This window comes from Chitinibacter sp. GC72 (assembly GCF_009760905.1).
Classification (GTDB): Bacteria; Pseudomonadota; Gammaproteobacteria; order Burkholderiales; family Chitinibacteraceae; genus Chitinibacter.
Genome location: NZ_VIRW01000019.1, coordinates 1 through 16,203, shown reverse-complemented (window position 1 = coordinate 16,203; position 16,203 = coordinate 1). Strand labels below are relative to the sequence as shown.

Annotated in this window: 15 protein-coding genes; 13 read left to right on the top strand and 2 right to left on the bottom strand. The window is 51.4% G+C overall.

All coding sequences use genetic code 11. From position 1 onward, the window contains the following. Positions 1-10: 10 nt before the first annotated feature. Entirely contained in the window at positions 11-565 is a 555-nt protein-coding gene (locus FLS37_RS13480; protein WP_157670495.1) for a phasin family protein, read from the top strand. A 180-nt stretch (positions 566-745) separates the two neighbouring features. Here FLS37_RS13480 and FLS37_RS13475 read toward each other — a convergent pair whose 3' ends face one another. After that, positions 746-1,735: a malate dehydrogenase gene (locus tag FLS37_RS13475; RefSeq protein WP_157670494.1), complete on the bottom strand. Its 990-nt coding sequence runs from the start codon at positions 1,733-1,735 to the stop codon at positions 746-748. Positions 1,736-1,970: 235 nt separating this feature from the next. On the opposite strand from FLS37_RS13475, the gene FLS37_RS13470 reads away from it, so the two are divergent. The 12 genes from FLS37_RS13470 to sucD all read left to right on the top strand — a co-directional run bounded on the left by FLS37_RS13470 (position 1,971) and on the right by sucD (position 15,880). Next, entirely contained in the window at positions 1,971-2,690 is a 720-nt protein-coding gene (locus FLS37_RS13470; RefSeq protein ID WP_198314633.1) for a GntR family transcriptional regulator, read from the top strand. Between the two features lie 102 nt (positions 2,691-2,792). Further along, entirely contained in the window at positions 2,793-3,167 is a 375-nt protein-coding gene (sdhC, locus tag FLS37_RS13465) for a succinate dehydrogenase, cytochrome b556 subunit (protein ID WP_157670492.1), read from the top strand. Further along, positions 3,161-3,511, top strand: a complete 351-nt coding sequence (gene sdhD / locus FLS37_RS13460; protein WP_157670491.1) for a succinate dehydrogenase, hydrophobic membrane anchor protein — start codon at positions 3,161-3,163, stop codon at positions 3,509-3,511. The genes sdhC and sdhD overlap by 7 nt, the downstream gene beginning before the upstream one ends. After that, a complete protein-coding gene (gene sdhA / locus FLS37_RS13455; protein WP_157670490.1) occupies positions 3,508-5,286 on the top strand; it encodes a succinate dehydrogenase flavoprotein subunit in 1,779 nt (592 codons plus the stop codon). Before sdhD ends, sdhA begins: the two co-directional genes overlap by 4 nt. Positions 5,287-5,296: 10 nt before the next feature. Next, on the top strand, positions 5,297-6,010 hold the full coding sequence (locus FLS37_RS13450) for a succinate dehydrogenase iron-sulfur subunit (protein WP_157670489.1): 714 nt from the start codon (positions 5,297-5,299) through the stop codon (positions 6,008-6,010). Positions 6,011-6,079: 69 nt separating this feature from the next. After that, positions 6,080-6,346 carry a succinate dehydrogenase assembly factor 2 gene (locus FLS37_RS13445; RefSeq protein WP_157670488.1) on the top strand — a complete coding sequence of 89 codons (267 nt, stop codon included), beginning with the start codon at positions 6,080-6,082 and terminating at the stop codon, positions 6,344-6,346. 56 nt (positions 6,347-6,402) lie between these two features. Beyond that, positions 6,403-7,689, top strand: coding sequence for a citrate synthase (gene gltA / locus FLS37_RS13440; RefSeq protein ID WP_157670487.1), 1,287 nt, complete (start codon positions 6,403-6,405; stop codon positions 7,687-7,689). 136 nt (positions 7,690-7,825) lie between these two features. Further along, positions 7,826-10,633 carry a 2-oxoglutarate dehydrogenase E1 component gene (locus FLS37_RS13435; RefSeq protein WP_157670486.1) on the top strand — a complete coding sequence of 936 codons (2,808 nt, stop codon included), beginning with the start codon at positions 7,826-7,828 and terminating at the stop codon, positions 10,631-10,633. A gap of 107 nt (positions 10,634-10,740) precedes the next feature. Further along, complete coding sequence (odhB, locus tag FLS37_RS13430; RefSeq protein ID WP_157670485.1) at positions 10,741-11,919, top strand: 2-oxoglutarate dehydrogenase complex dihydrolipoyllysine-residue succinyltransferase; 1,179 nt, start codon at positions 10,741-10,743, stop codon at positions 11,917-11,919. An 80-nt stretch (positions 11,920-11,999) separates the two neighbouring features. Further along, entirely contained in the window at positions 12,000-13,433 is a 1,434-nt protein-coding gene (gene lpdA, locus FLS37_RS13425) for a dihydrolipoyl dehydrogenase (protein ID WP_157670484.1), read from the top strand. A gap of 262 nt (positions 13,434-13,695) precedes the next feature. Then, a complete protein-coding gene (gene sucC / locus FLS37_RS13420; protein WP_157670483.1) occupies positions 13,696-14,865 on the top strand; it encodes an ADP-forming succinate--CoA ligase subunit beta in 1,170 nt (389 codons plus the stop codon). A 130-nt stretch (positions 14,866-14,995) separates the two neighbouring features. Then, positions 14,996-15,880, top strand: a complete 885-nt coding sequence (gene sucD, locus FLS37_RS13415) for a succinate--CoA ligase subunit alpha (protein WP_157670482.1) — start codon at positions 14,996-14,998, stop codon at positions 15,878-15,880. Between the two features lie 119 nt (positions 15,881-15,999). On the opposite strand, the gene FLS37_RS13410 is transcribed toward sucD, so the two are convergent. Then, positions 16,000-16,203: transposase domain-containing protein (locus FLS37_RS13410; RefSeq protein WP_198314632.1), on the bottom strand; the 204-nt coding region annotated here is incomplete at its 5' end.

Below are 16,203 nucleotides of genomic sequence, written 5' to 3'. Positions count from 1 at the left end.
GAGAAATGCCATGTTTAACGCACAAAAACAATTTGCCGAACTGAGCCAAGCTAATCTTGAGAAATCTTTGCGTCTGACCAACATCGCTCTGGCTGGTGCCGAGCGTTTGTTCCAGTTGCAATTGAGCATCGCTCGTGACTTGCTGGCTGAAAACGCAGAAACCGCCAAAACGCTGTCACAAGTGAAAAGCGTGCAGGATCTGGTTGAACTGCAAAAAACCCTGTCACAACCTGGCGTGGAAAAAACCATCGCTGTGGCACGCACTGTGTACGAAGCAGCAAGCAGCACTCAAGCTGAATTGAACAAGCTGATCGAAGAGCAGGTGCTGGAATTTAACAAAAATCTGGTGACGTCACTAGATCAGGCTGCTCAGCAAGCACCAGCAGGCAGCGCAGCTGTGAATATGATCAAAAACGCTGTTGAAAGCGCAAACACCGCGTTTGATACCGTACAAAAAACCAGCCAGCGCATCGCTGCCAATCTGACTGAAGCAACAGTGGCTGCCGTTGAAACCGGCGCCAAATCAGTTGCTGCAGCAACTAAAGCAGCGAACAAAGCAGCTTAAGTTTTTAATCTGCCAAAACAAAAAACCACACTTCGGTGTGGTTTTTTATTGCCTAACGAATAGGTATGTGACTGTAGCTCAATCGAGTATTGAACTCTGACCGTATACCCTAGTCAGTTGCATTCAATGGCAACAAAAAAGCCCATCAGATTGATGGGCTTTTTTGTATCACCGATTTAATTAAGCAATCAGGTGTTTTACAGCATCACGCTCTTCTGCCAGCTCTTTCGCCGTTGCATCCATGCGCGCGCGGCTAAATTCGCTGATTTCCAGGCCTTGGATGATGGTGTATTGGCCATCTTTACAAGTCACTGGGTAGCCGTAGATCAGATCTTCATAGCCGTATTCGCCGTTCGCTGGAACGCCCATCGTTACCCAGTCGCCTTCCGGTGTGCCCAGTACCCAGTTACGGATATGGTCAATTGCCGCGTTAGCTGCAGAAGCAGCTGAAGACAAACCGCGCGCTTTAATAATTGCCGCGCCACGTTGCTGTACGGTTGGGATGAACTCAGATTCCAGCCATTTCTGATCGTTGATCAAAGTCGCTGCATTCGCGCCTTTCACTTCAGCGTGGAACAGGTCTGGGTATTGAGTTGCTGAGTGGTTGCCCCAGATGATCATCTTGGTCACGTCTGTGACTGCAGAGCCGGTTTTTTGTGCGATTTGCGTTAGGGCACGGTTGTGGTCCAGACGCATCATGGCAGTGAAGTTGGCCGGGTTCAGATCCGGTGCGTTTTTCATAGCGATGTACGCGTTGGTGTTCGCTGGATTGCCAACCACCAGCACTTTAACGTCACGGCTAGCGACTTTGTTCAGTGCCTTGCCTTGCGTTGTGAAGATCGCGCCATTGGCTTCGAGCAGGTCTTTACGCTCCATGCCTGGGCCGCGTGGACGTGCACCAACAAGCAGGGCGATATCGGCGTCTTTAAACGCAACTTCAGGGTCGTCGCTTTGTACGATGCCTTGCAGCAACGGGAATGCGCAGTCATCCAATTCCATCACTACGCCATTGAGCGCTGGCAATGATGGTGTGATGTCCAGTAATTGCAAGATCACTGGCTGGTCTGGGCCGAGCATCGCGCCAGAGGCAATGCGAAATAGCAGGCTATAGCCGATCTGGCCAGCTGCGCCGGTTACGGCAACGCGTACAGGTTTTTTTGTTTGCGACATGTGAGAACGACTCCGAGTAGCGGCGATAGGCTCGCCAACGACGACAAAATTAGACTTGGTGCGTTTAAGGCGCACAACGCAAGTTGCATTGCCTTGATTTAGCTGCGCAAGTTTATCACGCTACAGATTTTTGTGGAAAAAAGTGACGGTTTTGCTGGCTAAAATGTATTGTATCTTTTGTCTTATATAAGACTGTAGTAGACTCTGCGCCGACAACATGATAAAAAGCGCGTACATGAAAAAATTGGCTGCACAACCTTTATATAAGCAAGTGATCCGCGAGGTGATGGCGGCCGTTGAAGCGGGCGAATGGCAGGAAGATGAAAGTCTTCCCAGCGAGGTTGAGTTGGGTCAGCGCTTTGGCGTGAGTCAGGGTACGGTTCGCAAGGCGCTGGATGTGCTGGTAGCCGATTCGATCCTGTATCGCCGCCAGGGTGTCGGTACTTTCGTCGCCGGGATGAGTGATTTTCTGATGCGCGGGCGTTTTGCGCTGCTGACTGATCCCAAAGGCGAAACGGCCAAGATTGAATTGCTCGGTTGTGTGCGGATTCATGCCGGTGAACAACTGGCCGAGATTTTAGGTCTGCGCCGTGGCGCAGCGCTATGGCAAGTCAGACGCTTGCTGCGGGTATCAGGGCAGATCGTCGGGCTGGAAGAATTGCTGTTGCCCGAGGCGAATTTTCCTGAGCTGGAAATGCGCCGGATTCGTGAGTTGAAGGGCAATTTGCGCGAGTTGTGCTGGCGCGATTTTGGCGTCCGTCTGCAGGATGGCGAAACGCGTTATCGTGCAGTCAGCGCAGGTTCGGCTGAAGCCCGCTTGTTGCAGGTTGAGCTCAATGAGCCTTTGTTGCAATTGGTGCGTTTGGCCAAAGATTTTTCAGGCAAACCGCAGGTGTGGAGCGTGGCTTGGCTTAAAACTGAGCAGCTGGCATTTGAGCCATCTGTGACAGGGTAGTGGGTAGTTTGCAAGGTTTACCAAACTGGCGCATTGATGTGGGTCAGATTGTAAGTAGTAGTACCAAAACTTCGTTTGCTTAAATACAGAGGAATAGAGCGTATGCAAAAAGCACGCCCCAAGCACCTTGCGCTATGGCAGATCCGTCTGCCATTGCCAGGGATTGTGTCCATACTGCACCGGATTAGTGGTGCGCTGATGTTCGCAGCCATCCCGTTTATGTTGTATGCCTTGGAAGGCACTCTGTCTTCCGCCGAGCGCTTTGCCGCGTTCAAGGAATGCATCGCTCATCCTGTGACCAAACTATTCCTGCTGGCTGTTCTGTGGGCCTATTTGCACCATGCCTGTGCCGGTACCCGTTTCCTGTTTCTTGATATTCACAAGGGCACTGATCTGAAAACTGCTCGCGTAACGGCTTATATTGTCCTCGCTGTGAGCTTGTCTCTGACCGCAATTATTGGAGCGTTGACATGGTAAAGCGGCATGTAGTGGGTGCGCATTACGGTTTGCGCGATTGGCTGGTACAGCGTGTTACTGCGGTGATTATGCTGGTCTACACCCTGGGTGTCGTGGCCTTTATTCTCTGTGCTAACGGCGCTTCATATGAAGCCTGGCAAGAATTATTCGCCTGTACGTGGGTGAAAGTGGTTACGACGATTTCAATCACAGCCTTACTGTGGCACGCGTGGGTTGGCGTGCGTGATATCTGGATGGATTACATCCAGCACGTTGGCGTTCGCCTGACGATGCACGTTCTGACGTTGCTGTGGTTGATCGGCAGCTTGATTTATATGGTTAAAGTAGTGTGGGGTGTTGCATGACCAAGGCTATTCCTGTTCGCAAGTTTGACGCCATTATTGTTGGCGCGGGTGGTGCCGGTCTGCGCGCCGCATTGCAATTATCTGAAGCGGGCATGAAAACTGCCGTGCTTTCAAAAGTATTCCCAACACGCTCGCACACCGTTGCTGCGCAAGGTGGCGTTTCAGCGTCTTTGGGCAATTCAGAGCCAGATCACTGGACTTGGCATATGTACGACACCGTGAAAGGTTCGGACTGGCTGGGTGATCAGGATGCGATCGAGTTTATGTGTCGCGAAGCGCCAAATGTCGTGATCGAGCTGGAACACTACGGCATGCCGTTTGACCGCAATTCAGACGGCACGATTTATCAGCGTCCGTTTGGCGGCCACATGAGCAACTTCGGTGAAAAACCAGTTCGCCGTGCCTGTGCTGCCGCTGACCGTACTGGTCACGCGATGTTGCACGCTTTGTATCAACGTAACGTTCGCGCTAACACGCAATTTTTCGTTGAATGGATGGCGCTGGACCTGATTCGTGATGAAAAAGGTAATGTGCAAGGCGTGGTGGCGATGGAGATGGAAACCTCTGAAATCGTTATTTTCCAAGCCAAAGCGACCTTGTTTGCTACTGGCGGCGCAGGTCGTATCTATTCATCCTCGACCAATGCCTTTATCAATACCGGCGATGGTCTGGGCATGGCTGCGCGTGCAGGCGTACCGTTGGAAGATATGGAATTCTGGCAATTCCACCCGACTGGCGTTGCTGGCGCTGGCGTATTGATCACCGAAGGCGTACGTGGCGAAGGCGGTATTTTGCGCAATTCGGATGGCGAACGTTTCATGGAACGCTATGCACCGAATGCCAAAGATTTGGCGTCGCGTGACGTTGTATCCCGTGCAATGGTGACCGAGATTAACGAAGGTCGTGGCTGTGGTCCGAATAAAGACCACGTTCTGCTCGACATTACTCACTTGGATCCTGAAGTGATTATGTCGAAATTGCCGGGTATTCGCGAAATTTCGATCAAATTTGCCGGCGTAGACCCAATTAAAGCACCAATTCCAGTTGTACCAACTTGCCACTATCAGATGGGCGGTATTCCGACCAACTACAAAGGCGAAGTGGTCGTTGGCGCCGAGATCGTGAAGGGCTTCTACGCTGCCGGTGAGTGCGCTTGTGCTTCGGTACACGGCGCGAACCGTCTGGGTACAAACTCATTGCTCGACTTGCTGGTGTTCGGTAAATCATCGGGCAATAGCATGATCGACTTCATTAAATCGGCACCAAAAGATTTGCCAGAAGTGGCAATGGCCGATGTTGAGCGCTCGGTAGCGCGTGTGGCGCGTTTGGATAACCAAACCAATGGCACGAATGTGAACGACGCGCGTCTGGCGATGCAGCGCACGATGCAAGCGCACGCTGGCGTGTTCCGCTTTAACGACATGCTCAAAGAAGGCGTGAAAAAGATTCTGGAAGTCGAGCAAATGGTGAAAACCACGATGATCGCTGACAAATCGAAAACGTTTAATACCGCCCGCCTTGAAGCGCTCGAACTGGAAAACCTGATCGAAGTGGCCAAAGCGACGATGATTTCGGCCGAAGCGCGCAAAGAATCTCGTGGTGCTCACGTTCGTGATGATGCACTTGACGTGCCAGAAACGCCAAACGGTCGTGACGATGCCAACTGGTTGAAACACACCTTGTGGCACCGCGAAGACAATCGTCTTGAATACAAACCTGTCAATCTGCAGCCACTGACCGCGCCGTCAGTTGCGCTGAAGACCCGCTCGTACTAAGAGGTTCGCCATGACTACTCAATCCGTCAAATTCCGCGTTTACCGTTACGATCCGGACAAAGATGCCAAGCCCTACATGCAGGACATCAGCGTTGAAGTCGACACGACGACCGAACGCAAACTGCTCGATGCGCTGGTTAAGCTCAAAGTCGTTGATGAATCATTGTCGTTCCGCCGTTCATGCCGTGAAGGCGTGTGTGGTTCGGACGCGATGAATATCAATGGTAAAAATGGTCTGGCCTGTATTACCGATATTGATACCTTGAAGCAGCCAATCGAAGTGCGCCCACTGCCAGGTTTGCCAGTGATTCGCGACTTGATCGTCGATATGACGCAGTTCTTTAAGCAATATCACTCGATCAAGCCCTACGTGATCAACGACAGCCCGGCACCGGATCGCGAACGTCTGCAAAGCCAGGAAGATCGGAAAGAGCTCGACGGCCTGTACGAATGTATTTTGTGCGCTTGCTGTTCGACGTCTTGCCCGTCGTTCTGGTGGAACCCGGACAAATTCGTCGGCCCGGCTGGCCTCTTGGCTGCGTATCGCTTTATTGCCGATACCCGTGATGAAGCCACTAGCCAGCGTCTGGATGATCTGGAAGATCCATATCGCCTGTTCCGTTGCCACAGCATCATGAACTGCGTGGATGTGTGCCCGAAAGAGCTCAATCCAACTAAAGCCATTGGCAAGATCAAAGATCTGATGGTGAAACGTATTAGCTAATAAGAGGGGTATGTGCCTGTGGATTAGTCTGAGATTGATCTGTAGGCCAATACTCTCTAGGGGTGTGCAATGGATGAAGTAGAGCTGAAACGAATTATCTGGCGTTCACGGCGCGGTTTGCTGGAACTGGATTTGCAACTTGAACGCTTTGTGAATGAAGTTCTACCGACTTTGAATGCACAAGAGCTGGCGGTGTATGAGCAAATATTGCTGCTGCCAGATTGGGATTTTTTGGAATACGTCAACGGTAAATCGGTCTGCCCAGACCCCGAACTTGCCGTGATGATTGCGCGGATTGCTGCAGCGAATGCAGGCAGTCATGGCGCAGCAAACTAATAACGCAGCCGGCATTGCCGAGCGCATTACCGAAGCGCTTTAACAGGAGCAACACGATGGAAAAGAAAGTCACGCTGACTTATAACGATGGCCAGAACACGCTGGAAATGCCTGTTTTGAAATCTACTTTGGGTCCAGATGTAGTCGACATCCGCAGTTTTTCTAAAACCGGCATGTTTACTTTTGACCCGGGCTTTTTGGCAACTTCTAGCTGCGAATCAAAAATCACTTTCATCGATGGTGATTTGGGTCAGCTGTACTATCGTGGTTACCCTATTGAGCAATTAGCTGAAGATTCTGATTACCTCGAAGTGTGCTACCTGTTGATCAACGGCGAATTGCCAACTGCAGCGCAAAAAGCGGAATTTGAAAAAACGGTGATGAGCCACACCATGATTCACGACCAGTTGACGCGTTTCTTCAACGGTTTCCGTCGTGATGCGCACCCAATGGCAATGATGGTCGGTGTGGTTGGTGCCTTGTCTGCGTTCTACCAAGATAGCTTGGATATCGCTAATCCAGAACACCGCAAAGTGGCCATGTTCCGTTTGATCTCTAAGATTCCAACGATTGCCGCAATGTGCTACCGCTACAACCAAGGTCTGCCATTCGTTTACCCACGTAACGATTTGGGCTACACCGCGAACTTCATGCACATGATGTTCTCGACGCCATGCGAAGAATACAAACCAAACCCAGTGCTGGTTCGCGCGCTGGACGTGATCTTCACGTTGCACGCTGACCATGAGCAAAATGCTTCAACGTCGACTGTACGTTTGGCGGGTTCTTCTGGCGCCAATCCATTCGCGTGTATCGCAGCCGGTATCGCTTGTCTGTGGGGTCCGTCGCACGGCGGCGCGAACGAAGCGGTATTGTTGATGTTGGACGAAATCGGTTCGGTTGAAGCCGTGCCAGCGTTTATGGAAGGCGTGAAAGCGAAAACGCACAAACTGATGGGCTTTGGTCACCGCGTTTACAAAAACATGGACCCACGCGCCAATGTAATGCGCCGCATTTGCCACGAAGTTCTGAATGAACTTGGTCTGCAAGACGATCCGAAATTCAAATTGGCGATGGAATTGGAAAAAATCGCGCTGGAAGATCCGTACTTCATCGAGCGTAAACTGTATCCAAACGTCGACTTCTACTCAGGTATCGTTCAATCAGCCTTGGGTATTCCAGTGCCAATGTTCACAGTAATCTTCGCGCTGGCGCGTACCGTAGGCTGGATTAGCCACTGGAACGAAATGATTTCTGACCCAGGCATGAAGATCGGTCGCCCACGTCAGCAATACACTGGCGCGGAAAAACGAGATTACGTACCAATGGACAAGCGCGGTTGATCTAATCACCGCGGTTCCTGCGCCCTTGTGCTGATTGAAGATGGCATAAGGGCGTAGCTGCATTGACCGGCCTTGCTGTCTTTTTGCCAATAGGCATTAGCTTGCAAGCAGGGCGGAAAAAAATGGATACACGGCAATGATGAAAGAACTTGAAACGAATTCCCAGCTGTTCGGCGGGAATGCCCCGTTTGTAGAAGACCTCTACGAGCAATATTTGATTGATGCGTCGTCAGTTGACGCGCAGTGGCGTACTTATTTCGATCAGCTGCAGCAAACACCGGGCTCGGTGGCTCGCGATGTGGTGCGTGCACCGATTGAAGAGTCGTTCCGCCAGTTGGCCAAGCAATCTGTACGCGCAGTCGGTGTGGTTGATGAAGCCGCCACCGAACGTCAAGTGAACTTGCTACGCTTGATTTCGGCTTACCGCATTATGGGTAGCCGCAGCGCGAAGCTTGATCCATTGCAACGCATGGACAAAGCTGCCGTGCCTGAGCTTGATCCGAAAACGCATGGTCTGTCAGACAGCGATATGGCAATCAAGCTGGGTACCAATATCGTTGGCCTAGAGCGCGCGACGCCGACCGAAGTATTGGGCTTTTTGCAGCAGACTTATTGCGGCAATATTGGTCTGGAATATATGCACATCACCAACGGTGATGAGCGTAAATGGGTGCAAGAGTTTTTCGAAGCTCGTCGCTCGCAACCAAGTTTTAACGTAGACCAGAAAAAACGTATTCTGAAGCAAGTGACAGCGGCAGAAACGCTAGAGCAATACCTGCACAAGAAATACGTCGGCCAGAAACGCTTCTCGCTCGAAGGCGGCGATAGCATGATTCCAGCGGTGGATTACTTAGCTCAGGCGGCTGGCGCTGCTGGCGTGCATGAAATCGTTATCGGTATGGCCCATCGTGGTCGTCTGAATATGCTGGTAAACATTCTGGGCAAACAGCCACGCGATTTATTTGGTGAGTTTGAAGGCCGTTACAACACGCAGTTGGCCTCAGGTGACGTGAAATACCACATGGGTTTCAGCTCAGATATTCCAACGCCGGGTGGCCCGCTGCATTTAACACTGGCATTTAACCCATCTCACCTTGAGATCGTTAACCCCGTCGTTGAAGGCTCAGTGCGTGCGCGTCAACACCGTCGTAAAGACCTGACTGGCGATCAAGTATTGCCATTGTTGATCCACGGCGATTCAGCTTTTATCGGCCTGGGTACCAACCAAGGTACGTTCAACCTGTCGCAAACGCGTGGCTACGGTACTGGTGGTACGGTGCACTTGGTGATCAATAACCAAGTGGGTTTCACCACGTCGGATATTCGCGATAATCGTTCTAGCTTGTTTAGCACTGATATCGCGAAGATGGTTGAAGCGCCAATTTTCCACGTGAACGGTGATGATCCTGAAGCGGTGTGCTTGGTGACTGAAGCTGCACTGCAATATCGTCAGTTGTTCCACAAAGACGTGGTGATTGACTTGGTTTGCTACCGCAAGCACGGCCACAACGAAGCGGATGATCCATTTGTAACGCAGCCGATGATGTACAAGAAAATCGCCGCTCACCCTGGCCCACGCAAAGTCTACGCCGATCAGCTGATCGCTCAGGGCGTGGTGACGCAAGCTGAAGCCGACGGCATGATTCAGGCCTATCGTGATGCGCTGGACCGTGGTGAACACGTTGAGCAGACCACACTGACCGACTACAAACGCTCGTACGCGGTGGATTGGACTAAGTATCTGGGTACGCACTGGCGTCATCCGGTGAATACCTCGGTGCCACAAGCGGATCTGATTCGCTTGACCGATAAATTCACGCAATACCCGGCCGATTTCAAACTGCGCGCTAACGTTGAGAAAATCGTTAAAGAACGCACGCTGATGGCCAATGGCGAAGCGCCAGTGGATTGGGGCATGGCCGAGCATCTGGCTTACTCAACGCTGCTGACCGAAGGCATGGGCGTGCGCATTTCGGGTGAAGACTCAGGCCGCGGTACGTTCAACCACCGTCACGCGGTATTGCACGATCAGAATCGAGAGAAATGGGATCACGGCGTACATATTCCGCTGCAAAATCTGTCGGAAAACCAGGGCCACTTCCTGGTGATCGACTCGATCTTGAACGAAGAAGCGGTATTGGCGTTTGAATACGGTTACGCATGTTCAGCACCTGATGAGCTGACGATCTGGGAAGCGCAGTTCGGCGACTTTGCCAACGGCGCACAGGTGGTGATCGACCAGTTTATTACTTCTGGCGAAACCAAATGGGGCCGTTTGTGTGGCCTGACGATGATTCTGCCGCACGGTTACGATGGTCAAGGCCCAGAGCATTCATCAGCACGCGTTGAGCGTTACTTGCAATTGTGCGCTGAGCACAATGTGCAAGTGCTGATGCTGTCTGAATCAGCGCAAATGTTCCACGCGCTGCGCCGCCAGATGCTGCGTCCATATCGCAAGCCGCTGATCATTATCATGAGCAAAAAGCTGTTGAAAGCGAAAAATGCGTGCAGCCCAATCGAGCACTTCACTAGCGGTGAATTCCGCCCGGTGATTGGCGAAGCGCAAGAGTTGGATGCGAAGAAAGTAAAACGCGTGATCTGCTGCTCGGGTCAGGTGTATTACGACTTGCTCGCAGGTCGCACCGAACGCGAAATTAAAGAAATCGCTATCGTGCGTATCGAACAGCTGTATCCGTTCCCTGCCGAAGAGCTGCAAGCCGAATTGCAAAAATATCCAAACGCCAAAGAGATCATGTGGGTGCAAGAAGAGCCACGTAATCAGGGCGCATGGCATCAGATCCGTCACCGCCTTGAAGCGGTGTTGGAGCCGAAGCAGACATTGACCTTTGCGGGTCGCCCATCGTCAGCTTCGCCAGCCGTTGGCTATATGAGCAAGCACAATGCCCAGCTCAAAGCCTTTGTTGAAGAGGCAATGACCTTGTAATCGCAACGCGGCCCTCCTTAGGAGCGCCGCGTTTTTTGGCGTTTTGCCTTTGCTATTTTCAGCGGGCACACGATCACAAAGAATTTAAAATCGACTGGAGTGACACAATGATCATCGAAGTTTTGGTACCACAATTACCTGAATCTGTTTCTGAAGCCACACTGATTTCATGGCGCAAAAAAGTCGGCGAAGCGGTTGCTCGCGACGAAAACCTGATCGATTTGGAAACCGACAAAGTTGTTCTCGAAATCCCAGCGCCACAAGCTGGTGTTCTGGTTGAAATCGTTCAGGCTGACGGCGCGACCGTGGGCAGCTTGGATGTGATTGCCAAAATCGACACAGCTGCTGTTGCCAGCGCTGCGCCAGCTCAAGCTGCTCCTGCCGCAGTTGCCGCGCCAGCTGCTGTTCAAGCTGCGCCAGCAGGCGGTGCCAACGCGATGCCAGCTGCGAAAAAGATCGCTGCTGACGCAGGCGTAAATGTAAACGACGTAGCCGGCACTGGCCGCGGTGGTCGCGTATTGAAAGAAGACGTACAAAATCATCTGAACCGTCCAGCTGCGCCAGCAGTGGTAGCACCAACAGGTGATCGTCCAGAACAACGCGTACCAATGAGCCGCTTGCGCGCTCGTGTGGCTGAGCGTTTGCTGCAATCTCAGCAAGAAAACGCAATCTTGACGACGTTCAACGAAGTAAACATGAAACCGTTGATGGACTTGCGTAACAAGTACAAAGACAAATTCGAAAAAGACCACGGCGTGAAATTGGGCTTTATGGGCTTCTTCGTCAAAGCTGCCGTTGCGGCGTTGAAAAAATACCCAATCGTGAATGCTTCGGTTGACGGTAACGACATCGTTTACCACGGCTACTTCGACATCGGCGTTGCAGTAGGTAGCCCACGCGGTCTGGTCGTACCAATTATCCGTAACGCAGACCAATTGTCTTTGGCTGAAATCGAGAAAACCATCGCTGACTTCGGCAAACGCGCGCAAGAAGGTAAATTGGGCGTTGAAGAATTGACTGGCGGTACTTACACGATTTCTAACGGCGGCACGTTCGGCTCAATGATGTCAACGCCGATCATCAACCCACCACAAGCGGCCATCTTGGGCATGCACGCGACGAAAGAGCGCGCCGTGGTTGAAAACGGTCAAGTGGTTGCTCGTCCAATCATGTATCTGGCGCAATCTTACGATCACCGCATCATCGATGGTCGTGAAGCGGTATTGTCTTTGGTAGCAATTAAAGACGCGATCGAAGATCCAGCTCGCCTGTTGTTGGATATCTAATTTAAGTGGGGTATGTGGCTGTGGGCTGCATACCCAATTGCTTGCATGAATATACCCGGCTATGGGTTAAGGTGGACTGAATGTCACAATCATTTGACGTTATCGTAATCGGCGCGGGCCCTGGCGGCTACGTGGCGGCGATTCGTGCGGCGCAGTTGGGTTTTAATACTGCGTGTATCGACGAATTCAAAAACAAAGAAGGCAAAGCGTCTTTGGGCGGTACTTGCTTGAACGTAGGTTGTATCCCATCGAAAGCCTTGCTTGAATCATCTGAAAACGTAGAACGTGTTGAGCATAAATTTGCTTCACACGGTATCACCGTTGAAGGCATGAAATTTGACGTTGGCACGATGCTGGCGCGCAAAGAAGGCATCGTCAGCAAATTGACACAAGGTATCGGCTACCTGTTCAAAAAGAACAAAGTAGCGAGCTTGCACGGCCACGGCAAAATCTTGGGTCGCAACGGCGACAAATGGCAAGTTGAAGTGGCGGACGGCGACAAAGTTGAAGTCGTTGAAACCACGCACATCATCTTGGCAACAGGCTCAACGCCACGCCAATTGCCACAAGCGCCAGTTGATAACGTGCTGATCTTGGATAACGAAGGTGCATTGTCAATTCCTGCCGTACCAAAACGCTTGGGCGTGATTGGCGCGGGTGTAATTGGCTTGGAAATGGGTTCGGTATGGAAGCGTTTGGGCGCGGAAGTGACGATTCTGGAAGGCGCACCAGGTTTCTTGTTGGCAGCAGACGAAGCGATTGCCAAAGAAGCGCACAAGATCTTCACCAAAGACTTGGGTCTGGTCATCAAAACAAGCCTGAAAATCGGCAACATCACCAAAGGTGAGAACGACGTTACCGTTGAATACACCGATAGCGACGGCAATGCATTCACTGAAACCTACGACAAACTGATCGTATCGATCGGCCGTGTACCAAACACGTGGAACTTGGCGGCTGAATCAGTCGGCTTGCCACTCGATGAGCGCGGTTTTGTCGTGGTTGATGGCGATTGCCGCACTTCATTGCCAAATCTATGGGCAGTCGGTGACGTGGTTCGCGGCCCGATGCTGGCGCACAAAGCGTCGGAAGAAGGCGTGGCCGTGGCTGAGCGCATCGCAGGTCAGCACCCACACATCGACTTTAACAACGTACCTTGGGTCATCTACACCAGTCCAGAAATGGCTTGGGTAGGTAAAACTGAGCAAGCGCTGAAAGCCGAAGGCGTTGAGTACAAGAAAGGTCAATTCCCATTCGGGCCAAACGGCCGTGCATTGGGTTTGGGCGAGACAGCTGGCTTTGTCAAAATGCTGGCTTGCGCCAAAACTGACCGCATCTTGGGCGTGCACATCATCGGCCCATTCGCTTCAGAATTGATTACTGAAGCGGTGGTGGCGATGGAATTTAACGCATCGGCTGAAGATATTGCTCGTATCGTTCACGCTCACCCATCATTGGCTGAAGCGATGCACGAGGCGGCGCTAGGTTGCGATAAACGCGGTCTGCACTCTTAAGAGCAGCTTTTAAAGCTGCGATGCATCCCGTGACCTTGGCGCGGGCGTTGCGCGAAATCCTCATGTACTTCAAGTACATTCCGGTTTCTGTGCTCCGGCCTTACCAAGTTGACGGGCGCTCGCTAGCTTTTAAAGCCACTCTTAATGAAATAGTTATTTGAATTTGTAGGGTGGGTAGGGGCAGGTGCTCTTATCCATCATGCGGTACAACGGCGGGGAATAGCCTGTCCGACAACACTCTCCTCACAAAGGATAAATAGAGATGAATCTGCACGAGTATCAAGCCAAGGAATTGCTGGCTAAATATGGTTTGCCAGTACAACGCGGCATTTTGGCTAACAACGCTGAAGAAGCTGCTGCTGCTTACGACACATTGGGCGGCAAATTTGCTGTTGTTAAAGCTCAGGTTCACGCCGGTGGCCGCGGTAAAGCGGGCGGCGTTAAAGTCGTGAAAAGCCGTGAAGAAGCAGCTGCTGAAGCGGCTCGCTTGATCGGTACTAATCTGGTTACTTACCAAACTGATGCAGCTGGCCAGCCAGTTCACAGCGTATTGGTTTGTGAAGACATGTACCCAGTAACGCGCGAGTTATACCTTGGCGCGGTAGTTGATCGCAGCTCACAACGCATCGTATTCATGGTTTCAACTGAAGGTGGTGTTGAGATCGAGAAAGTGGCTGAAGAAACGCCAGAAAAAATCATCAAGATCGAAGTTGATCCTTTGGTAGGCATGCAGCCATACCAAGGCCGTCAAGCGGCTTTCGCTTTGGGTCTGGTAGGCAAACAAGTTGCTGCGTTCACCAACCTGATCTTAGGCTCTTACAAAGCATTCGTTGAAAACGACTTCGCTCTGTTTGAAGTAAACCCATTGGCTTTGCGTGAAAACGGCGAATTGGCTTGTGTTGACGGCAAAATCAACCTCGACTCAAACGCTTTGTTCCGTCACCCAGAATTGCTGGCACAACGCGACAAATCACAAGAGAACGAGCGTGAAGTGAAAGCTTCTGAGTTCGAACTGAACTACGTAGCGTTGGAAGGCAATATCGGTTGTATGGTGAACGGCGCTGGCTTGGCGATGGCGACGATGGACATCATCAAACTGAAAGGTGGCCAACCAGCTAACTTCTTGGACGTTGGTGGCGGCGCAACTAAAGAGCGCGTGATCGAAGCATTCAAACTGATCTTGGCTGATACATCTGTTCAAGGCGTGTTGATCAATATCTTCGGTGGTATCGTTCGTTGCGACATGATCGCTGAAGCGATTATCGCTGCGGTTAAAGAAGTGAACGTAACAGTACCAGTGGTAGTTCGTCTGGAAGGTAATAACGCTGAATTGGGCGCGAAAATCCTTGACGAATCTGGTCTGAAATTGACTTCAGCCCAAGGCCTGAACGACGCAGCCGAGAAAATCGTTGCTGCCGTTAAAGCCCTGTAATCACAGCACAGATTAAAGAAGGGACAAAAGTCGTTTTGCAAGGCAGCTCATCGTAGATAGTACGCGTAGTACAGCAAGATGAGCTAAGGCCGCGAAACACTTTTGGCTTATAACTTCAAAGGAATAAACCATGAGCGTTTTGGTTAATAAAGATACAAAAGTGCTGGTGCAAGGTTTCACTGGCAAAAACGGTACTTTCCACGCAGAACAAGCGTTGAAAGTAGGTACAAAAGTCGTAGGTGGTGTAACGCCAGGTAAAGGCGGCTCAGAGCACCTAGGCCTGCCAGTATTTAACACCATGCGTGATGCAGTAGCGCAAACTCAAGCTGATGCTTCTGTGATCTACGTACCTGCAGCTTTCGCGAAAGATTCAATCTTGGAAGCGGTTGATGCAGGCGTTAAATTGATCGTATGTATCACTGAAGGCGTGCCTACAGTCGATATGTTGTACGTGAAAAAAGCGGTTGATGAAGCGGGTATCCGTCTGATCGGCCCTAACTGCCCAGGTATTATTACTCCGGGCGAGTGCAAAATCGGTATTATGCCGTGGCACATCCACAACCCAGGTCGTATCGGTATCGTTTCACGCTCTGGTACATTGACTTACGAAGCAGTTGCGCAAACGACTGCTTTGGGTCTGGGTCAATCAACGTGTATCGGTATCGGCGGCGACCCAATCCCAGGTACTAGCCACATCGACGCATTGAAACTGTTCCAAGACGATCCTGATACTGACGCGATCGTAATGATCGGTGAGATCGGTGGTTCTGCCGAAGAAGAAGCGGCTGAATTCGCTAAATCATACGTAACTAAGCCAGTAGTCGGTTACATCGCTGGTGTCACTGCACCTAAAGGCAAACGTATGGGCCACGCTGGCGCGATCATCTCTGGCGGTAAAGGCACTGCTGAAGAGAAATTCAAAGCCTTCGAACAAGCTGGCATCGCGTACACCCGCAGCCCAGCTGAAATCGGCAAAACGATGTTTGAATTGCTGAAATCAAAAGGCATGATCTAATTCACCTTGTGAATAGAGAATGAAAAAAGCCACCTTCGGGTGGCTTTTTTGTTGGGGTATTCCTCTATGAGTTCTGTATGCGTACGGCGTGACCACCTCGCCAGTTGCATCGAAATGAACTAGCCGCGCAGCGGCAACAACTCATCAATCCTGCTATTCGGCCAGGTAGGGAGTTTTTCCAGCGTGTCCTTCAGCCATTCTGATGGCTCAATGCCATTCAGTTTAGCCGTCGCCAATAAACTTTGGATGGCGGCTGCGCGTTTGCCGGCGCGTTCGCTGCCCGCGAATAGCCAATTCTTTTTGCCAATCGCAATCGGCCGGAT